Below are 20,775 nucleotides of genomic sequence, written 5' to 3'. Positions count from 1 at the left end.
ACTGATTATAAATTTAAAATTATTCTAAATAGTACGCATAAAAAAAGAGAAGCAATTGAATAATTGCTTCTCTTTTTTTACGTTATAATAAAGGAAATTATTTCTTTTTATTTTTTTGCTGGCCCTGAACCTGTTGTTGCTCTTGAGCTTTTTCCATCATTTCTCTCATCCTCTTCTGGAACTTACCTTCTGCTTTTGGTTTTTCCTTATTAGATTGAATCTGAGCATGAATTTTCTTCTCATCCAGAATCACATATTTAATAACAAGGATAATTAAGATGTTAATTGCATTCGATACAAAATAATACCATGAAAGACCTGAAGCGGACGTATTCAAGAAGAATAGGAATGTAATCGGGAAGATATACATTAATACTTTCATATTGGGCATTCCTTCCTGCTGAGGCTGCTGCATATTTCCTGAAGTCATTACTGTATAGATCAAAATAACAACCGTACAAGCCAATGCAAAAATACTCAGGTGATCTCCAAGGAAAGGAACTTTAAATGGAAGTTTGATCAAATCATCATATGCTGTCAAATCCTTTGCAAACCAGAACCCCTGTCCTCTAAGATCAATAAAGTTCGGGAAGAAACGGAACAACGCATAGAAAATTGGAATCTGAACCAATGCAGGCAAACATCCCGCCATCTGATTCACTCCTGCTTTTCTGTAGATCTCCATGGTAGCCTGTTGCTTTTTCATTGGATCTGCATCCTTAAACTTAGCATTCGCTTCATCAATTTCAGGACGAATTACTTTCATCATTGCACTCAATTTATGCTGCTTATACATAATTGGTGATAAGATCAGCTTCACAATGATTGTCATTACAAAAATTACCCAACCTGCTGATAATCCCCAAGCAGCAATAATACCATATAGCCACATGAAGAAATAACGGTTCATCGCTCCGATAAACGACCATCCTAATGGAAGAATCTCATCAAAGTTTTTATCATAAGATTTAAGCAATGGTAAATCCAACGGCATGAAGTACCAAGTGAAATCCTGGTTCAGCTCACTTCCGGTCATCTGAACAAAACCTTCATAGTTTAATTTCTTCAAATATTCTCCTTCTTCAACATTCTCCTGATTTCCTTTGCTGTGAGTAAATCCGTTTTTAGCTTCAATTACTGAAGTGAAAAACTGCTGCTTCACACCAATCCAGTTAAGAGTTTCCTTATCCTCCTCCATTGTTGTTCTTCCATCATAATCATAGTCTTTATAATTATTGAAAGCATAAGAGAATTCTGAGTGAGACTGCTCCTGAGCTCTACCCTTTTCTAGGTTTCTTACATTATAATCCCAGATGAAATCTGCTTTATTGTCTGAAGTAATTTTTGAAAGCCCCTGAGTTCTCACTTTAAAATCAAGAGTGTATTTAGGAAGCAGTGTGTAAATAAACTGAATTACAGCACCATTGTAATCTGCAGTTAAGGTTACTGCATTTCCATTAACAGTAGGTGAGAAAACTAAATCTTTAGTATTGATAACCTTTCCTGTTTTATCTTTAAACTGAAAACCGTAGTTTGAGTTATTTTTATTGATCAGATAAAGTGGCTGATCTGCATTGTCTGTTTTGTGGTTGTAAGCTTTATACTTTAAAAGCTCTACTTTGGAAACCTGTCCTCCTAAGCTTGAAAATTCAAGTTTCAACTCATTATTTCCAAGGCTTGCCGTCTGGATTGCGTTAGGAGTTACATTTGGATTGATATTGTTTGCCTGAGTTTGTTTTACGGCATTTTTCACCTGTTCCGTTTTCTGCTCCTGAGCTTTTAACTCAGCTTCTTTCGTTTGTTTGTTCTGGAAATAGAACATAAAACCGAAGAGAACAAGGCATAAAACCGCGAAACTAATCATTTGCTTCTTATCGATTCCGTTGTTTTGTTGCATTTTATTTTTGTTATAATTAAAATTTCCTATTCTTAAATTACCACAGAACTATAAGAAAACTGATAAATCTGTAGTAAATTTCAGCTGACAAAAATACTGTTTTTTTATCAAAACTCTATACTATAATACATTAGTATATAATAAACTCAGGCTGAGAAAAATCAACCTGAGTTTATTAGTAGACGTTTATGATAAAATTTTACCTTATTTCTTTTCGCAAGCCTTAATGAAAGCTCTGAATAAAGGATGCGGCGTCGCTACCGTACTCTTATATTCAGGGTGATACTGAACTCCTACATAGAACGGGTGATCAGGTAGTTCCAATGCTTCTACCAAACCTGTTTCAGGGTTGGTACCTGTAGCAAGGAAACCATTCTTTTCAAATTCCTGAAGGTAATCACTGTTAAATTCATAACGGTGACGGTGTCTTTCAGAAATATTTTTGCTTCCGTAGGTCTCATATAGCTTAGATCCGTTTTTCAAAGCACATTTCCAGGCTCCAAGACGCATCGTTCCTCCTTTATCTACTACATTTTTCTGTTCTTCCATTAATGAAATTACAGGATCCGGAGTTGCTGTATCAAATTCTACTGAATTCGCTTTTGTATGTCCTAAAACATTTCTTGCAAATTCAATCGTCATGATCTGCATTCCTAAACAGATTCCCAACATTGGAATTTTATTCTCTCTTGCATATTTTGCGGTAAGAACTTTTCCTTCAATTCCTCTGTCTCCGAAACCTGGAGCTACAAGGATACCATTTACTCCTTTCAGAGTCTCTTTAATGTTTTCCTCAGTAATATCTCCACTGTATACCCATCTTACTTTTACTTCAGTTTCAAGGTCAGCTCCTGCGTGTTTGAATGCCTCAGCAATTGAAATATAGGAATCCTGAAGGGAAATATATTTTCCAACCAATGCGATTTCTACCGTTTTCTTAGGATTCTGGAATTTCTTCAAGAAGTTCTTCCAGTCTTTAAGATCAGCTGTTTTATCGCTTTTCAGATCCAGTTCTTTCAAAACTACATCATCAAAATTCTGCTTCTGCAGATACATTGGAACTTCATAGATCGTTTCCAAATCTTTACATTCAATAACATTTTCCAAAGCAACATTACAGAATTGAGCCAGTTTTGCTCTCTGATCTTTTGGAATTTTATGCTCTGTTCTGCAAACTAAAACATCAGCCATAATTCCACTCTCCATCAATTGACGAACGGAGTGCTGAGATGGTTTTGTTTTTAATTCTCCACTTGAAGCCAGATATGGCAATAATGTTAAGTGAATCACCATAGAATTATTATCTCCCAGTTCCCATTTCAGCTGACGAACAGTTTCAATGTATGGTAAAGATTCGATATCCCCTACAGTTCCTCCGATCTCAGTAATAATGATATCGTAGTTCTGTTTTGAAAGGATTTTAATTCTACGTTTGATTTCGTTAGTAATATGAGGAATTACCTGAACTGTTTTTCCAAGGAAATCTCCTTTTCTTTCTTTTTCAATTACAGTTTGGTAGATCTTTCCTGTAGTAACGTTGTTGTTTTGGGATGTAGGAGCATCAAGGTAACGCTCATAGTGGCCTAAATCCAGATCCGTCTCCGCACCATCTTCGGTCACATAGCATTCTCCATGCTCATAAGGATTCAAAGTTCCCGGGTCAATATTGATATAAGGATCAAGTTTTTGGATGGTTACGTTAAAACCGCGTGATTTTAGCAATAGCCCCAGAGAAGCAGACACGATTCCTTTTCCCAAAGATGAAGTTACACCTCCTGTCACAAAGATGTACTTTGTATTCTTTTTACTCATTAGATTAGGTTTGTGCAAAGTTATGGGAAAAAGAAATACAAAGCAATTATTTACATTTTGAAAATAGAAAAACACCACTCAAACAATTATAAAACCTGATAAAAAAAATTATCTATATTTGATATAAGCAAATGACACAAAGCAATAACCATCATGATTTCCGTATATAAACTCAAACCAAAATTTCAGCAGCTGCTCACTCCTGTTTTATTATTTTTACATAAGAATAGCATCACAGCCAATCAGATTACGATCAGCTCTATCCTATTATCTATGGTGATCGGAGTATTATTCTGGAATGCAGATGTTTCGAAATGGTTCTTCCTAAGCCTGCCAATCGGATTACTTCTGAGAATGGCCTTAAATGCTCTGGATGGAATGATGGCAAGGAAATTTAATCAGACAAGTAAGCTTGGAGAGGTCTTAAATGAAGTGGGTGATATTGTTTCGGATGTGATTGTTTTTTTTCCTCTTCTTAAATTTCAACCGGAAAGCTTGTATCTTATTGTCATCTTTATTATTCTGAGTGTCATTAATGAATTTGCCGGATTGATAGGGAAAATTGTAGGAAAAGAACGACGTTATGATGGTCCTATGGGAAAAAGCGACCGTGCACTTATCTTGGGATTATATGGTTTACTGATATTTTTTGGAGTCAATATTACCTCTATTTCCCAGTATATTTTTGGAATTATCATTGCTTTACTCATCATCAGTACTTATACACGACTTAAGAAATCTTTGAATGAAGCCTGAAGAAAATAAATTCGCAGATGTCCCTCTAAGGGTAAAAACATGGATCTATATCATTATTGTTTTTGCGTTGGGTATTTTACATCCTCTTGCTATGGCACTTTTTGTCTCGTGGATAGGGCTGCAATCATTCCTTGAATTTTCAAAAATGTTTAAAGTCCCCGTGAATCCTGTTATTTCATCAATATTCATAGGAATCTCCCAGTTCTATTTATTGTTTTATTTCAACATTGAAAATTATCTTTTATACTCTTCCCTTTTAGGAATATTTGTTCTTCTTTATTTCTTATTAATAAAAGCTTCAGCAAAACAACTATATGGGGTTTCCATAGCCTTATTGGTATGTCTTTTTTCTTTCCCCCATTTATTATGGATAAGAAATAGTACCCATGGTATCAGTGCCATTATTTTTATTGTGGTAGTAACGGAACTGAATGACGTTTTTCAATATTTGATGGGAAAATTTTTCGGAAAACATAAAATAACCCCTCAGATAAGTCCCAACAAAACATTGGAAGGCCTTATCGGCGGAGTTTTTCTCACCATTATTTTAAGTAATATTTTAGGATATTTTCTACTTAAAACCGATATTTTAACCAACAGTATTTTAGGACTTATTTTGGGGATCTCGGGATTTTTCGGAGATATTTTCATGTCTTATTTAAAAAGAAAAACCGACGTAAAAGATACAGGAAACCTTCTTCCCGGACATGGCGGTCTGCTGGACAGAGTGGATAGTCTGATCTTCAATGCTCCATTATTCTTCTGGGCACTTCCTCTTCTGATAAAAAATTAAAGCAATGGATGAAAAATTTAAAAGGGCAGTTATCTTTTCAGGAGGCGGAACAAGATTGATGATTTATCTTGGGATCTTTGCAGCTCTGGAAGAACTGGATCTCAAACCGGATGTCCTTATTGCTTCCTGTGGAGGATCATTTGCTGCAACTGTTATCAATGCTTTTCCTGATCATCTTTCCCGGAAAGAATATCTGAAGTCGGAGGAATATTTTGAATTTGTTTCCGGTACTATATTAACAAAGCAAAAGAAGCTTTCAAGAATAGGTCTTTTCTCCTTGAAAAAGCTATTTGACAAAAGAAACGCACCTTTTGTTGAAGATGTTTTCAACCGATATCTTGTTGAGCTGCCTCAGGATTTGTCTGACTGTTTTCCAACCCTAAAAAACGTAACGTTTTCAAAAGAAATTCCTACCGTAATCATTGGTTCAGAGCTTCTCTTCAGTTCAGAAGAAACAAATCAACCCAGAAACAGAAAAAGATTATATCAAAAAGTAATTTTCACTGATCCTGAAACGGCAAAGAGGATTCATCCTGAACAAATCATCAGCAATTCTGAAAGTTTTAAAAACAGTGCCGTTGAAGAATCGCTCAAAATCATCACCAATTTTTCCTTACTTGAAAGCACCCGGGCTTCTGTTTCGGATATGTTTTATGTAAAACCGGCATTTTTTCAGGGAAGATATTTTGCAGGCGGAGCTATAGATCTTGTTCCTGCTGAACTGGCTCAACATCTGGCTCAGGAAATCATCACCGAAAAAAAACAATCTTACAATCCGGTGGAGGAAGCACTCGTTCGTTCCGTCTTTGGTTTTAGCGGAAATGAAAGACTTTCTGAAACAGAAAAACTTTTATCTGATTTTCAGATTGATACCACCAACATCAAACAGGAACTGGAAGGGCATTATCTAAAAAAGGGAATCAACTGGAAAAAGTTTGAGATTGATTTTTCATTCCCAAAAAGTTATCAACAATTTGTGAAAGACATGGAAATACAGTGGCAGTATGGGTTTGATCAGACAATGAAGAGTATAAAAAAGTAATAACAAATATTTCAATTAAAAATGTAAAAATTCCCCTCCTCTGGAGGGGTGGCAAATTGAAAATTTGACGGAGTGGTTTTTGAAATAGATTTACGTTTTGGCTAAAGCCAATGCTATTACATCTATTGTGATTACGAGCTAAAGCCCGTGTCTATTGAATATATTAGCTTTATTATAATTATATGAACCATTAAGGAAGATTTAAGAAATAAAGTATAGTTAAGATAAATCATTCTGATTTTTAAGCTTAAAGCGAAGCTTATCTTAATACTCTCAACATCTTAATACAATCTTCATGTTTCAAAAAATAAAAGTTTAGACAGCTTCATTAAAAAACATTATTCCTGTTTTCACTTTTAAAATCTATTTTTACATAAAATTGAAAACCATCAAACACTCATGAACGTTTTTATCGCAGGCGGAACTTCAGGGATTGGCTATGCTCTGGCTAAGCATTATCTTTCTAAAGGATATTGTGTAGGAGTCTGTGGAAGAGATCTGACCAAAATCCCGGAAAATCATCATAAAAATTTAAAAGCTTTCCAAGCAGATGTTTGTGATATGAATGCTCTGTTATCCACATTGCAGTCTTTTCTTGTGGATAAAAACGGGCTTGATATTTTCATCAACTGTGCAGGAAGCTATGCAGAAGATGTTGCGGGAAGAATTTCATACGAAGAAGCAGAGGAAATGCTGCAAACGAATATTCTGGGAACGATCAACTGTTTCGAAGTTGCAAGAAAAGTAATGAGAAACAAGAAAAAAGGAAGTATTGCTGTGATTGCTTCTGTCTCAGGGATTCTGGAGTATGAAAACTCTAGTCTTTATACGAAGACAAAGCGATCTGTGATACAGATTGCCGATGCTTACCGCCGTGCCTTGAAGCCTTTTGGAATTTCCGTTACCACGATTGCCCCCGGATATATAGATACTGAAAAATTAAGACAGCTTAATCAGGATGATTTAAGCAAAAAACCATTTCTTACAGATGTGGAAACTGCGGCATCTATAATTTCTGAAGCTATTGAAAAACAGAAAAAACGTATTATTTTTCCTTCAAAAATGAGATGGATGATGAAATCTTTATCTCTACTTCCTTCTTCATTATTAAATATCATCATGTTCAGAAAAGCCAGATGGATGAAAAACGACTGACAGTACAACAGAAAGTATATGCCCTGACTTTATGTGCCATCGTATTTATGATGGCGTACAATTTTGCAGCATGGTATGTTTCAACATTAACTGAAATTCCGTCTTTTGTTTTTGAATTTGAAAAATATATCCCTTTCATCCCATGGAGTATTATTCCTTATATGACGAGCGGTTTCTTTTTCTGTGTGGTATTTTTCTGCTGTCAGAATAAAGAACAGTTTAGAGTCTTAATACAGCGAATGCTCTTTGCAACCATTATTGCCGGAATTTGTTTCTTATTATTTCCCTTACAATATTCCTCGCCCAAACCTGAAGTCAGCAATTCTTTTCTTGGGTATTCTTTTCAGTTTTTAAAAGTATTTGATTCACCTTTTAACCAGGCTCCTTCATTACATATTGCCTATGCTTTTATTTTCTGGTCTGTTTTCAGGAATTTAAAAAAAGGAAGAACATTATTAATGCTTTGGCTTATTTTGTTGGGAATTTCTACCTTGACGACTTATCAGCATCATTTGATTGATATTATTGCCGGAAGTATTCTTGCCCATCTTAGTTTTATCCTCTTTCCTTATAGTAAAAATGATTTTCTGTACAGAAATTTCCATGTAGCCAATATGTATTTTTTCTCAGCATGGATATTTATTTTACTGGCACTTTTGACGGATAAATTCATTGGGCATACAGGATTGGTTTTACTGTGGCTGGCTCTGATGAATATGCTGATCGGATATCAGTATCAGAAAAACAATATCTTCTTTTTAAAAAATAAAACCGGAGATATCCCGTGGGTAAAAAAGATTTTCTATTTCCCTTATTTACTGATATACCGGATATTTTGGAAGTTTTTCCGGAAAAACAAAACTCCTGAAGAAATCCTTCCCAATTTGTATATTTCATCAAGACCCAACTATGAAGCTGTCAAAAATTTTGAACTTACCCCAACTACATTTGTATATGATGTATCGGCCGAAATAGAAGAACTTCCTGTAATAAAAAATACAGCCAACTATCATTCTGTTCCTTTTTTGGATATTGGGACATTTGATATTCACGAGACTCAAAAATTGGTTACAAAAATCACAGAAAATTACAGACAACTTCCTCCAGGCGGAAAAATCTTAATCCACTGCACCATGGGATTCACCAGAAGTTCAGTGATCGGAATTTTAGTAATCAAAAATACTTTATCTTTACCCTTAGCAGAAGCAATAACCATAATGAAAACCCACAATAAGCATGCTGTAATTCATACTTATCTGAAGGATTTTCTCAAAAAATTTTAATCTATGAACAGCGGACATTTTAAGAGTTTTGACAACAGTGAAATTTTCTACCGTGAGTGGAATTACCAGCCTCATCAGAAAAGTATCATCATCATCCATCGTGGGCATGAGCATTCTGAAAGACTGAATGATATTTCCACATCTCCTCAGTTTTCAAAATACAACATCTTCGCATTCGATCTGCGTGGGCATGGTTATACAAAAACCCAGACCTCATCTGTTTTTATGGACTATGTAAGAGATCTTGATTCATTTGCTAAGTTTATTTGCTCACAATACAATGTGAAAATCTCAGATATTTTCGTTGTTGCCAACAGTATTGGTGGAGTTGTTGCCTCTGCGTGGGCTCATGATTTCGCCCCGTGTATTGCTGGAATGGCACTTTTGGCTCCTGCTTTTAGAATCAACCTCATCGTTCCACTGGCTAATGAAATGATTACTTTAGGAACGAAGCTCAAGAAAGGTCTGATCATTAAAAGTTATGTGAAATCCAAAATGCTGACTCATGATCCGGAACAGCAAAAAGCATACGACACCGATCCTCTTATCTCGAGATCGATAGATGCAGAACTTCTCATTGATCTTGCAAAAGCCGGAAAACGTCTGGTGGAAGATGCCGAAGCTATAGATACCCCAACTTTAATTCTGGCTGCAGAAAAAGATCATGTCGTTTTCAATAAAGATCAGAAAATATTCCATGAAAAACTGGATACAGATTTGAAATACTATGAAGTTCTTCCAGACTTTTTCCACGGCATTTTATTCGATACCGGAAAGGAAAAAGTGTATGATAAAATTGTGGATTTTGCTGAAAAATGCTTCAACAGAAATGTAAAACAAGCCTCTCTTTCTCCTGATCCTTTTTCTGTAAAAGAGTATAAAGACCTGCAAAATAATGTCGGCAATACCCTGAATTTTAAAATGCAGAAATTGTCTTTAGGAAAGATCGGAAAAATAAGCAATGGAATGGCCATCGGCTTGAAGTATGGATTTGATTCCGGAGCTTCATTGGATTATGTTTACCAGAATCAGCCGAAAGGGAAGTTCGGTTTTGGGAAAATGATGGATAAAAATTACCTTAATGCTATCGGCTGGAAGGGAATCCGCATCCGAAAACAGCATTTGCTTCAGCTGCTAGAACAAAATATACACACTCTGCAGCAGCAGGGAAGACCGATTAAAATACTTGATATTGCAGGAGGAACCGGAAATTATTTATTTGACATCAAAGAAAAATATCCGGATGCAGAAATTGTCATCAATGAATTTGTCACATCCAATATTGAAATTGGGAAAAAGGTTATCCAAGAAAAGAATTATCAGAAAATCCATTTTACCAATTTTGACTGCTTTGATCCACAGACCTATCAAAAACTGAATTTCGAACCTAATATCACCATTGTATCCGGAATCCTTGAGCTTTTTGGGGATAACGAAATGGCCAGTAAAGCGATTCAGGGAGTGAATTCTATTTCAGAAAAGAATGCTTATATCGTTTATACAGGACAACCATGGCATCCACAATTGAAAATGATCGCCTATGTTCTGAACAATCATCAGAAAAAGGATTGGATTATGAGAAGGCGTTCACAGAAAGAACTGGACAGAGTTATGGCTTTTAATTCCGTTCAGAAGGAAAATATGCTGATCGATGATTTTGGAATCTTTACTGTTTCTTCCGGAAAAGTGAATGTTTCAAATTAAAAATATCTTTAATTTTTTCATCGATTTTCAATGAGCTTTATACATGAATTGGTCCCAACTTTGGCATTGATTATTTTTAACCACAATAGTCACAAAAGTTTTAAACACTTAAGTTTTTTTTAGAGCTAGGTGTACTTTTCTGCGGACTCATTTTAATCTTACTTAAGTGGACTAAAGTGTTTTAAAATGAAAGCTTTTTTCACTTTTGTATTTTTGTAAGGTTTAAACAATTTCCATAAAAAAAGGTTTCCCATTTGATTGGAAAACCTTTTTTTATGTTATATTTTAAATATTACTGCTTAACCAGTTCAAAATAAGCTGTTACTTCAACATCTTTGGCAATACCTGCTCCGGACGGATCATATTTGATTCCATAATCCAAACGGTTCACTGTAAATTTTGTCTGAATCCCCATTATTTCTTTTCCGTCTTTATTTTTTGTAATTCCCCCAAATGTCACAGGAACACTTATTTCTTTTTCTACCCCTCTCATCGTCAGCTTTCCTTTCAGGATATAGTTATTGTTCTTATCTTTTGTGATAGAAGAACTTTTAAATTCAATCGCAGGAAATTTGGCAGCATCGAAAAACTCTTCACTTACAAGATGTCTGTCTCTCATATCCACTCCGGTATTTATGGTACGAACACTTACCGCAAAGCTTACATCTGCATTATCGAGATTAGCTCCGCTATTGACCACTCTTCCGTCAAATTTATCGAACCTCCCCTGTACAAAGCTAATTCCCATATGCTTAATATTAAAGTTGATGGAAGAATGCATGGTGTCTGCTTCCCATGTACCTTGTGCCAATGCAACAATACTTAAAAGCATAAATGCGAAAGATAAAAATACTTTTTTCATTGTAATTATATTTTACATTACTATTTTAATTGAATGAAGCTAAGATATGAAAGATATTTCTACCATAGCGGTATTAGTTTTTAATATTAAATCCATTTAGATTCTGTAAAAAAAATGCTTTTTTATAACTTCGCAGTATGGCAAAACTGAAAACAGCATATTTCTGTCAAAACTGCGGAACCCAATATCCCCAATGGCTGGGACAATGCAAAAGCTGCGGAGAATGGAATACTTTAGTAGAGGAAGTGGTTGAAAAAACGTCTCATAAAACTCCTCCTTTCTCAAAAACCAAGCAACATGTTATCAATATTGTTGAAGTGGAAACCAGCGAAGAACCGAGAATCAAAACTCCTTCTGAAGAACTGAACCGTGTCCTGGGAGGTGGGATTGTTTTAGGTTCTGTTACGTTGATTGGTGGTGAGCCCGGAATCGGAAAGTCTACTCTTCTGCTTCAGCTTGCTTTGAAAATGAAGAAAAAAGTCTTCTATGTTTCGGGGGAAGAAAGTGCTTCTCAGATCAAAATGAGAGCAGACAGGCTTACCGATATCCAAAATCCGAACTGTTTTCTTTACACGGAAACATCATTGGAAAAAATCCTTCATGAAGCTAAGAAGCTGGAACCGGATTTCATGATCATCGATTCTATTCAGACCCTGCAGTCTCAGCTGATAGAGAGCTCTCCTGGAACAGTTTCCCAGATCAGGGAATGTTCCAATGAGATCATCAAATATGCTAAAGAAAACAATACTCCGGTATTCCTCGTAGGACATATCACCAAAGATGGCCAGATTGCCGGACCAAAAGTGCTGGAACATATGGTAGATGTCGTTCTGAACTTCGACGGGGACAGAAATCATCTTTTCAGATTGTTAAGAGCTAATAAAAACCGTTTTGGATCGACTTCCGAAATTGGAATTTACGAGATGGTCTCACAGGGACTAAAGGAGATTAAAAATCCTTCTGAAATTCTGATCACCAAAAAATTTGAGGAACTGTCTGGAAATTCAGTTGCTGTAACGCTGGAAGGAAACCGTCCTATGCTTCTTGAAATTCAGGCATTGGTAAGCACAGCAGTGTATGGTACCCCTCAGAGAAGCTGCACAGGTTTTGATTCTAAAAGGCTGAATATGCTTTTGGCCGTTCTGGAAAAAAGAGCAGGTTTCCAACTGGGAGCGAAAGACGTTTTCCTGAATATTACCGGAGGGATAAAAACAGACGACCCGGCACTGGATCTGGCCGTTATTGCTTCTGTTCTTTCATCCAATGAAGATATTGCCATCTCAGAACACTACTGCTTCGCAGGAGAAATCGGATTAAGTGGAGAAATACGTCCTATAGCGCAGGTAGAGCAAAGAATTACCGAGGCTGAAAAACTGGGGTATGAAAAGATATTTGTTTCCAATCTTAATAAAATTCCGAAAAGAAAATTTGGGATTAAGATTGAAGAAGTGAGTAAGATTGAAGATTTTCATGAGAGACTTTTCTAGAATTATTGTGAATGGTCAATGAGGGAGTTCGAAGTGAATTCATCATTCACCATTCATTATTATATCTACGATCCACATTTAATTCATACCTTTAAGTTATGAATTACCTGGCTCATTCTTTTCTATCTTTTACCGACGGACAGATCGTGGGGCAATTTCTGGAAGATTTTATCCGCAATAGAGATCGTTTTTCTTTCCCGAAAGATATTCAGGACGGGATTACCCTTCACAGGGCTATTGATACATTTACAGACTCTCACCCTGCCATTCATGAAGCCAAAAAGGTTTTTGCACCTTTGGTAAGATTGTATGCAGGTGCATTTGTAGATGTTTCGATGGATCACTTTGTAGCCAGAGATCTTTCACTGAACTCTCTGCCAGAGTGGAAAGCCCATTCTCTCAGGGTTTACAAAGCTCTGAATGCCAATGAGCAATGGCTGCCTGAAAATTTCAAAAAAATGCTTGTCAAAATGGAGCATGACGACTGGCTTTATAATTACCGTGAAGATTGGGGAATTAAATTCAGTGTTCAGAATGTGCTGAATAAAGCAAAATATCTGGATAAAGATATTCCTGTATTTGAAGCTTTTTTAAAGAATAAAGAGCATCTTCAGCAATGTTATGATGATTTTTTTCCTGATCTGCTCGCCCATGCGAAAGGGATCAATACGCTGCTTCAGCTGGAAAATTAATATTTTAGAATTATTTAAAACGCAAAGTTGATATTAAAATAACTCATTACAAGTGAGCTAAGCCGCTGGCTAAACTGTATGAATATTCGTTCGCTTAAAGGGAATCAATGAAGTTGATTCTACCTTTGCTCCCTTAAAAACATCATACAATATGTTAAACCTTTGTGTAAAATTAAAATAATCCAAACAGAATTGTAGAGCTACCCAACTTCTATAGCTAATCCATCATATTTTTAAAACTGCTTATAAAGATAACGGTTAGGATAGGTAAGTTTTTCACTGCTTCTTTGTCCGTTCACAATGATATGAACGATATTAATCTGATCATCAAAAAGGTTATAGAGAAAGCTTACTGCGGTTTCTACTTTTTTAGGGCTGCTGGTTACTTCAGATTCAAGAAAGACATTCACTGATTCCTGGTCTTCTTCATAGCCGATATAGTTTACTTTCAGAAACTTGTTATCTGCCTTTAATTTGAAATATTCTGCGCAATATTTTTGTAAGGCTTCATTCAGTTTTGCTTTGTATTTTTCATCATTAAAATGAAAAGCTCCTCCATATTTTTTCCCTAAACCATTTTCCATGTCATCGAGAAAGAATCTTCCTGTCACTTCAAATGTTCTGGATTTTGCATTATAATTAATTTCTACAGAGCCTACATGATAGGGGTGAAAAGCTTCACCTTCTGTAAAACTCTGAAATACGATTGTTAATAATAAAAGAAAACTCCAAAAAAACTTACCCGGCATGAATTTTATTTTATAGCAAATATAAAAAAAGCAACAGTTATAGAAACTGTTGCTTTTATATTATCATTTGATTGATAAAGATCTATTGTTTAATTACTTTTTTCGTAATTTTTGTATTATCATCCAGTGCAATCGTAAACAGATAGGTTCCTCTTACCAGTTCAGAAATATCAATTTTCCCTGAATTTGTATTCACATGTACAGTTTTAATCAATTTCCCTGAAACATCGTAAATGGTTACTGCTGCTTTAGAATGTCTTCCTAATACTACATTTACAAAATCTTTCGCCGGATTCGGAGTGATATTCACTTCTGAATTGATCTTAACATCTGCCGTACCCAGCGTTGTCCCTGTTTTAACAAAATATCCTCCAAAACCTGTTGTCTGGAAGCTCACTTCCCAGTATTGGTAGGTATCATTCCAGATAATATCAGCAATGTCAGGAGTGATAATGGCTGCTGTTCCTCCAAAAGAAGCGGTGGTACCTATAGTACTTGTTCCTGTATATTTTTCGATAAGAAGATTGGCTTTATTGGCAACATCGGTAGGTGAAATAGGTAATTTTACTCCACTTGTAAGATTATAAGCATCGAAATCAGCCTGTTTGAAGTATAAAGTTACTTTTCCGGTTGCCGTGGTAGTGTTTGCATCCGAATTGATTTCATATCTTCTTGCTACATAATTGGGCTGTGCATTGTCTACCCATACTTTTGAAGTTACATTTCCTGTTACTGTACTCGCCGTTTCTTTTTCAACTCTTGAGATCAGCTGGCAGTTATTGGTAAAGTAGTTATATCCATTGGCTGCTGCACTTGTTTTAGTTTGATTGGAATTGGCTAAGTTTTTCACTTCAGCAACATTTTCATAGACTATGGCTCTCATTTTAAGATCAAAAGTTCTTGAAGTCCATGAAGTACCATCTGTGGAAGTTTTAGATCTGTTGTTGACTACTGCGCTTTCAGCTTTCATAGCAATTCTTCCTCCTAAGCCATTTACGACGATATAAAATTCTTTTCCGGTTACCATTTGTACGTTCAGATCGGAAAGATTTACGTAGTTCCAGCTATATCTCTGTGTATTATTAAGCCATGAAGTAATGGTTTTAGTGGCAATAATATCTCCAGGATTTCCGCTGGCATTCACTTTTCTGATTTGAATATCTACCGGAATATCTGAAGGGATTGAAGATCCTGTCATAAATGAGAAACCTCCCAGTTTCCCTGTCAATGTTGGTGTATATCTTACCGCAAGGGCGATATTATCAAAATAATAATTAGCTTCCGTACTGGCAACAATGTAAGGTTCATCATAACCTACAGTCTCAAAATTGGATTTTACACAACCTAACTCATCGGTAACTGCTTTATAAATATCCAATTTACCATATCCCCATCTCATGTTTGGAACCGTACCCGTTGCACCGTCCATTCTTGCATTAGCAGTAAGACGTGCTTTCACCTGTGCTGCCGTTAATGTCGGATTCGCCTGAAGCAATAATCCTACCGCTCCCGCTACTCCCGGTGATGACATACTTGTCCCCTGGTTTTTCACATAATAAGTAGTTCCCGCAATAATATCTGTTGCTGCAGGAGCAGAATTACTGGATCTTGATGAAATAACATTCTGACCGGAACCTGCAATTTCAGGTTTTTGAACCCCATCTACTCTTGGTCCCTGTGAACTGAATGAAGAGATGGACTCCTGCGGAGTTGTGGTAGAATAAGCAGCTGTACTATACCAGCTGGGTCTTCCCATATAAGAAGCTACTGTAATAGCATTAGAGGCATTCCCCGGAGACCCTACAATATATTCATTATCACCGTTTTGTAAAGTGGTTGCCACTCCCTGACTATACAACCAGCCATGGGTTGTGATCTGCTGTGCTCCGTTGTTGGTAATTTCTAATGTATAATTCCCCTGAGCATTCGTAGTTCCTGAAGTTCTGGTAATTATCAGCTGAACATATCGTTTGTTATTATCATTTCCCCAATAGTTATACATCGTGGCTGTAAGATCTCCTCCCAGTATACTGTGAGCAGTAGTAGTACTTATATTTTGGGTATACACCTGTCCATCGGGAGTTGTTAGCTTTGCTGTAACAGGAGTGTTATCATTGGCATACATAATGAATGAAAATACCGTTCCTGCAGAGGTGTTGCTTGCTACCGTAAAATTATAGGTCTGTGAACCATTAGCTTCGATATCAACTTTTCTGTGAAGATTGGCTCCATAATCGTTACCTGCAGAAATAACGACTACTCTTCCTGCTCCTGAAGTCGTAAAATTGTTAACCGCCACTTCATGGCTTGAAGTTCCGTCATGGGCAGTTCCCTGTCCGCCAATACTCATATTGACAACGATAGGTTTATTGAGAGCCGTAGCTACATTTTTGAAATAAGTTAAAGCATTAATGGTATTGGTTGTAGGAAAAGATCCGTTCCCACCTTTTACAAAAACAATATCTGCATCAGATGAAAATCCTTTATGTCTTTTATCGGTAAAAGCAGCTCCGTTTCCAGCAGCGGTACCCGAAACGTGTGTTCCATGTCCGTTGGTATCATTTTCACGAACGAAACCTGTTGGTGTTCCATCCAGTTCATCTTCAATCTGTGCTCTTGTATATTCTACACCAGTTCCAAACCCTACTGGAGCAATTTCTCCCGCTTGTGCAGTTAATGTCTGATCCCAGATGGAAACAATTCTACTTTTGGTCTGGTCATCCGCTTTTCTGAAGTCAGGATGTTTCCAGTCTATTCCACTGTCAAAAATTCCCACCAGAATGCCGGTACCGTTATAAGCTGTATTATTAAAAACTCCATCCTGCAAAAGACTTGCTCCGGACTGAGCTCTGCTCGTATCGTTATGAAGTTCATCAAATGTTGGCCCCATTACAGAGGTTACATAGGGAAGTTTCGTCAGTCTTTCAATATCTTCAATAGAAGCTAAAGCTGTAGAAAAAGTAGGTAACTGGCTCTGAACAAGAAATCCGTCAGCTTTCAGTTTTTCGGGTTCTTTCGTATAGATAATACATGAATACATTGTTTGTGCCCCCTTAGAAGTCACCACCAAATGCTGATCAAGTTTCATATCGGGGCGTTCCAGTTCTTTTACAGATCTTCCATTGGTGATACTCTCTTTATTTTTCAATAAAATATCAAACCGGGAATCCAATTTCTGTACCTGCCCGTAAAAAGCATAGGAATATAATCCCAAAAAGGCTGCTGTAGCATTTCGTAGAAGCTTCGCTCCTCCATGTGAAATGTGTACTTTTGTAAAAAATAATTTTTTAATATCCATTTTCATTTTTTTATCAATGCAATTATACAATTTTTATCCGACATGGAAATAACTCACATTATTGATAGTTATTTAACATAAAATACAATAAAAGACATAAAATTAAGTTTGTTTTCATAGAATATTCAAAACTCAACAATTTATCATTATAATGCAGGATTTTCTTTTTTATTTAAACCTTGGATGGGAACATATCATCTCTTTGGATGCCTTAGATCACCAGCTCTTTGTTCTGGCTTTGATCGCCGTATATTCATACAGTGACTGGAAGAAAATACTAATACTTGTCACCGCATTTACAATAGGGCATTCTATAACATTAGCCTTAAGTATACTGGATGTTTTCAGGGTTCCTTCAGATTGGGTTGAGTTTTTAATTCCTTTGACTATCGTTGTGACTTCTTTGGATAATATTATCATGAAGAACCAGAAGCAGACCTTGATGCGCGCCAATTACTATCTGGCATTGATTTTTGGCCTTGTTCATGGAATGGGATTCGCTAATACAGCCAGAGTAATGATTGCGAAAAGCCAGAGCATTGCTCTCCCTCTTCTTGGGTTTAATATCGGGCTGGAACTAGGACAAATTGTAATTGTTTTTGGTATTCTAATCACTTTATTTATTCTGCTGAACGTTTTTAAGGTCAATAAAAAAGACTGGATTCTGTTTGTATCTTCCGGAGTATTTGCTTTATCCTTAAAAATGACTTTGGAAAGAATTCCTTTTTAAAAGTTAAATATTTTTATTATTTCAACAGCTTATTATTATCTTTGATCATTAATAAATCATTTCGGTTATGAAACTAAAAGTTGTTATACTTTCACTTTCTGTATTTGCATATACAGGTTTCACCGCACAAAATATTCAGAATAACCCAGGCAGCAACCATGGCAATAAGTTTGAGCAGCTGGGAACTATTCTTCCAACACCTAACATTTACAGAACAGCTTCCGGAGCTCCCGGACACGGATACTGGCAAAACAGAGCTGACTACAACATTTCCGCTTATCTGGATGAGGATAAAAGAAATTTGAAAGGTTCAGAAACAGTTACCTATTACAACAATTCTCCTGATGAGCTGGATTATATCTGGTTGCAGCTTGATGAAAACGAGCATTCAAGTATCAGAAATGCAGGATATGATAATTCATCTGTTCTGCGCCCTTCAACGACTGATCAGCAGCTTAAAGTTTCTGAGCTGCCGGTAAAAGATAATGGGTATGGAGTCAGTCTTGAAAAAGTAACAGATGCTTCTGGTAATCCTCTGAAATATACAGTGAACAAAACCATGATGCGTATTGATCTTCCTAAAGTTCTGAAAAAGGGAGAAAAGTTTGTTTTCAAAGTAGACTGGAACTACAATATCTCCAACAGGATGAAAATGGGAGGCCGTGGAGGATATGAGAACTTCCCGGAAGATGGGAATGATCTTTATACTATGGCACAATGGTATCCAAGAATGTGTGTATACAGTGACTTTCAGGGATGGCAGAACCATCAGTTTACCGGAAGAGGTGAATTTGCCTTAGTATTTGGAGATTTTAAGGTAACCATGAATGTACCGTCCGACCATATTGTAGGTGGAACCGGAGAATGTAAAAATTATGATCAGGTATTAACGTCTGATCAATTATCAAGATATAGAAAAGCTGAGAACGCCTCTGAGCCCATCGAAATTGTAACATTGGATGAAGCTAAGAAGGTAGAAAAAAATCATTCAAAACAAAGAAAAACCTGGGTTTTTGAAGCGAAAGATGTTCGTGACTTTGCATGGACTTCTTCCAGAAAATTTGTCTGGGACGGAATGCGTGTAACGATTCCTGAAAACAATAATAAAGTAATGGCAATGAGCTTCTATCCAAAGGAGTCTTATGGTCTTTACAGAAAGTTTTCCACAAAAGCAGTTGCCCATACCGTTAAAACTTATTCAGAATTTACAATTCCTTACCCCTATCCGGTAGCTCAGTCTGTAGAGGCTGCCAATGGAATGGAATATCCAATGATCTGCTTCAATTTCGGAAGAACTGAAAAAGACGGAACGTATTCTGAAGGAACCAAAAATGGAATGCTCGGCGTGATTATTCATGAAGTGGGGCACAACTTCTTCCCGATGATCATCAATTCTGATGAAAGACAGTGGGCATGGATGGATGAAGGTCTTAATACCTTTACAGAATACCTTACGGAAGAAAAATGGGATAATAAATTCCCTTCGAAAAGAGGACCGGCATGGACGATTGTAGATTATATGAAACTTCCGAAAGACCAGCTGGAACCTATAATGAGCAACTCTGAAAATATTGTTCAGTATGGACCGAATGCCTATTCAAAACCTGCTACAGGGTTGAATATTCTTCGTGAAACGATCATGGGAAGGGAACTTTTCGACAAAGCATTTAAAACCTATGCCAAAAGATGGGCTTTTAAACATCCTGAACCTGCCGATTTATTCCGTACAATGGAAGATGCCAGCGGTGAAGATCTTGACTGGTTCTGGAGAGGCTGGTTCTACGGTACAGATCCTGTAGATATTGCCATTGATAAGGTAACGGTAGCAGTTCCTAATCTGGAAACGGATCCAAAAGCAGCTGCTGAAGTAAAATATCAGGTTGAAAAACCTTTGGTAAACAGTTTTGAGGACCTTTCGAAGATCAGAAACAGAGAAGACAAGAATATCAAATTCTATGTGGACGGAGACAAAGATGCCCAGGATTTCTATTACAGATATGACAGAGGGCAGGAAAAGGTTGACAATAATAAGGAATACGCTATTAAAACAGAAGCAGGTCTTCCTTTGGATGCTAAGGATAAAAATCAATTTAAAAATATTACAGCGTACCAAATTGACTTTGTGAACAAAGGCGGATTGGTAATGCCTATTATCCTTGAGTTCACTTTTGAAGATGGTTCAAAATTATATGACAAATCCGCAGCTCAGATCTGGAGGCTGAATGAACAAAAGGTTTCCAAAACGTATTATTTTGATAAGAAACTGAAATCAATTCAGCTTGATCCAATGCGAGAAACCGCTGATATTGATACTACAAATAATTTTTGGAGCAGTGCCGGATCCGGTACGGAAACTTCAAAATTCCAGCTTTTTAAACAAAAACAGGAAGCGGGTTCTGTAAGAGGCGGCGCCAGCGGGAAAGTAAATCCGATGCAGGCTGCAGGTAAGAAATCATAACATAAAAAAAACTGTCTACGGGCAGTTTTTTATGTTTAAACAATATCCCTCTTTACA

At 36.5% G+C, this 20,775-nt stretch carries 15 protein-coding genes; 10 read left to right on the top strand and 5 right to left on the bottom strand.

The genetic code is table 11. The features are described from left to right. Positions 1-97 precede the first annotated feature (97 nt). Positions 98-1,897, bottom strand: coding sequence for a membrane protein insertase YidC (gene yidC, locus DBR39_RS16600; protein WP_124534955.1), 1,800 nt, complete (start codon positions 1,895-1,897; stop codon positions 98-100). Positions 1,898-2,101: 204 nt separating this feature from the next. Continuing rightward, positions 2,102-3,709, bottom strand: a complete 1,608-nt coding sequence (locus DBR39_RS16595) for a CTP synthase (protein WP_124534953.1) — start codon at positions 3,707-3,709, stop codon at positions 2,102-2,104. A 153-nt stretch (positions 3,710-3,862) separates the two neighbouring features. On the opposite strand from DBR39_RS16595, the gene DBR39_RS16590 reads away from it, so the two are divergent. The 6 genes from DBR39_RS16590 (at position 3,863) to DBR39_RS16565 (ending at position 10,442) form a co-directional block, all read left to right on the top strand. Continuing rightward, positions 3,863-4,465 carry a CDP-alcohol phosphatidyltransferase family protein gene (locus tag DBR39_RS16590; protein WP_124534951.1) on the top strand — a complete coding sequence of 201 codons (603 nt, stop codon included), beginning with the start codon at positions 3,863-3,865 and terminating at the stop codon, positions 4,463-4,465. Further along, a complete protein-coding gene (locus tag DBR39_RS16585; protein WP_124534949.1) occupies positions 4,455-5,258 on the top strand; it encodes a phosphatidate cytidylyltransferase in 804 nt (267 codons plus the stop codon). Before DBR39_RS16590 ends, DBR39_RS16585 begins: the two co-directional genes overlap by 11 nt. 4 nt (positions 5,259-5,262) lie before the next feature. Next, positions 5,263-6,300, top strand: coding sequence for a patatin-like phospholipase family protein (locus DBR39_RS16580; protein ID WP_124534947.1), 1,038 nt, complete (start codon positions 5,263-5,265; stop codon positions 6,298-6,300). A 399-nt stretch (positions 6,301-6,699) separates the two neighbouring features. Next, entirely contained in the window at positions 6,700-7,455 is a 756-nt protein-coding gene (locus tag DBR39_RS16575) for an SDR family NAD(P)-dependent oxidoreductase (protein ID WP_124534944.1), read from the top strand. After that, positions 7,368-8,738 carry a phosphatase PAP2 family protein gene (locus tag DBR39_RS16570; protein WP_124534942.1) on the top strand — a complete coding sequence of 457 codons (1,371 nt, stop codon included), beginning with the start codon at positions 7,368-7,370 and terminating at the stop codon, positions 8,736-8,738. Before DBR39_RS16575 ends, DBR39_RS16570 begins: the two co-directional genes overlap by 88 nt. 3 nt (positions 8,739-8,741) lie before the next feature. Further along, positions 8,742-10,442 carry a bifunctional alpha/beta hydrolase/class I SAM-dependent methyltransferase gene (locus tag DBR39_RS16565; protein ID WP_124534941.1) on the top strand — a complete coding sequence of 567 codons (1,701 nt, stop codon included), beginning with the start codon at positions 8,742-8,744 and terminating at the stop codon, positions 10,440-10,442. Positions 10,443-10,734: 292 nt separating this feature from the next. Here the strand turns inward: DBR39_RS16565 and DBR39_RS16560 are convergent, their stop codons facing one another. After that, positions 10,735-11,304 (bottom strand): YceI family protein, encoded by a 570-nt coding sequence (locus DBR39_RS16560; protein ID WP_124534939.1) that lies wholly within the window; start codon positions 11,302-11,304, stop codon positions 10,735-10,737. A gap of 137 nt (positions 11,305-11,441) precedes the next feature. Here DBR39_RS16560 and radA point away from each other — a divergent pair, with 137 nt between their 5' ends. Together radA and DBR39_RS16550 are read left to right on the top strand one after the other, a co-directional pair. Then, the gene (gene radA, locus DBR39_RS16555) at positions 11,442-12,791 is read left to right on the top strand and encodes a DNA repair protein RadA (RefSeq protein WP_124534937.1); all 1,350 of its coding nucleotides are present in this window, start codon (positions 11,442-11,444) and stop codon (positions 12,789-12,791) included. Positions 12,792-12,889: 98 nt separating this feature from the next. After that, complete coding sequence (locus tag DBR39_RS16550) at positions 12,890-13,483, top strand: ACP phosphodiesterase (protein ID WP_124534935.1); 594 nt, start codon at positions 12,890-12,892, stop codon at positions 13,481-13,483. A 233-nt stretch (positions 13,484-13,716) separates the two neighbouring features. On the opposite strand, the gene DBR39_RS16545 is transcribed toward DBR39_RS16550, so the two are convergent. Both DBR39_RS16545 and DBR39_RS16540 read right to left on the bottom strand, forming a co-directional pair. Next, entirely contained in the window at positions 13,717-14,232 is a 516-nt protein-coding gene (locus DBR39_RS16545; RefSeq protein ID WP_124534933.1) for a DUF6702 family protein, read from the bottom strand. Positions 14,233-14,314: 82 nt separating this feature from the next. Next, positions 14,315-17,530 (bottom strand): S8/S53 family peptidase, encoded by a 3,216-nt coding sequence (locus DBR39_RS16540; RefSeq protein ID WP_185147206.1) that lies wholly within the window; start codon positions 17,528-17,530, stop codon positions 14,315-14,317. Positions 17,531-17,681: 151 nt separating this feature from the next. Here DBR39_RS16540 and DBR39_RS16535 point away from each other — a divergent pair, with 151 nt between their 5' ends. Together DBR39_RS16535 and DBR39_RS16530 are read left to right on the top strand one after the other, a co-directional pair. Further along, positions 17,682-18,260 (top strand): HupE/UreJ family protein, encoded by a 579-nt coding sequence (locus tag DBR39_RS16535; RefSeq protein WP_124534929.1) that lies wholly within the window; start codon positions 17,682-17,684, stop codon positions 18,258-18,260. Between the two features lie 67 nt (positions 18,261-18,327). Next, the gene (locus tag DBR39_RS16530; RefSeq protein WP_124534927.1) at positions 18,328-20,718 is read left to right on the top strand and encodes a M1 family metallopeptidase; all 2,391 of its coding nucleotides are present in this window, start codon (positions 18,328-18,330) and stop codon (positions 20,716-20,718) included. Positions 20,719-20,775 lie beyond the last annotated feature (57 nt).

It is taken from the genome of Chryseobacterium sp. KBW03, assembly GCF_003852415.1.
Classification (GTDB): Bacteria; Bacteroidota; Bacteroidia; order Flavobacteriales; family Weeksellaceae; genus Chryseobacterium; species Chryseobacterium viscerum.
This window is presented reverse-complemented; position numbering and strand designations above follow the sequence as displayed.

Coding starts and splice junctions, on each gene's coding strand:
- yidC (WP_124534955.1), bottom strand. CDS start 1,897: ATGCAACAAAACAACGGAATCGATAAGAAGCAAATGATTAGTTTCGCG.
- DBR39_RS16595 (WP_124534953.1), bottom strand. CDS start 3,709: ATGAGTAAAAAGAATACAAAGTACATCTTTGTGACAGGAGGTGTAACT.
- DBR39_RS16590 (WP_124534951.1), top strand. CDS start 3,863: ATGATTTCCGTATATAAACTCAAACCAAAATTTCAGCAGCTGCTCACT.
- DBR39_RS16585 (WP_124534949.1), top strand. CDS start 4,455: ATGAAGCCTGAAGAAAATAAATTCGCAGATGTCCCTCTAAGGGTAAAA.
- DBR39_RS16580 (WP_124534947.1), top strand. CDS start 5,263: ATGGATGAAAAATTTAAAAGGGCAGTTATCTTTTCAGGAGGCGGAACA.
- DBR39_RS16575 (WP_124534944.1), top strand. CDS start 6,700: ATGAACGTTTTTATCGCAGGCGGAACTTCAGGGATTGGCTATGCTCTG.
- DBR39_RS16570 (WP_124534942.1), top strand. CDS start 7,368: ATGGATGATGAAATCTTTATCTCTACTTCCTTCTTCATTATTAAATAT.
- DBR39_RS16565 (WP_124534941.1), top strand. CDS start 8,742: ATGAACAGCGGACATTTTAAGAGTTTTGACAACAGTGAAATTTTCTAC.
- DBR39_RS16560 (WP_124534939.1), bottom strand. CDS start 11,304: ATGAAAAAAGTATTTTTATCTTTCGCATTTATGCTTTTAAGTATTGTT.
- radA (WP_124534937.1), top strand. CDS start 11,442: ATGGCAAAACTGAAAACAGCATATTTCTGTCAAAACTGCGGAACCCAA.
- DBR39_RS16550 (WP_124534935.1), top strand. CDS start 12,890: ATGAATTACCTGGCTCATTCTTTTCTATCTTTTACCGACGGACAGATC.
- DBR39_RS16545 (WP_124534933.1), bottom strand. CDS start 14,232: ATGCCGGGTAAGTTTTTTTGGAGTTTTCTTTTATTATTAACAATCGTA.
- DBR39_RS16540 (WP_185147206.1), bottom strand. CDS start 17,530: ATGGATATTAAAAAATTATTTTTTACAAAAGTACACATTTCACATGGA.
- DBR39_RS16535 (WP_124534929.1), top strand. CDS start 17,682: ATGCAGGATTTTCTTTTTTATTTAAACCTTGGATGGGAACATATCATC.
- DBR39_RS16530 (WP_124534927.1), top strand. CDS start 18,328: ATGAAACTAAAAGTTGTTATACTTTCACTTTCTGTATTTGCATATACA.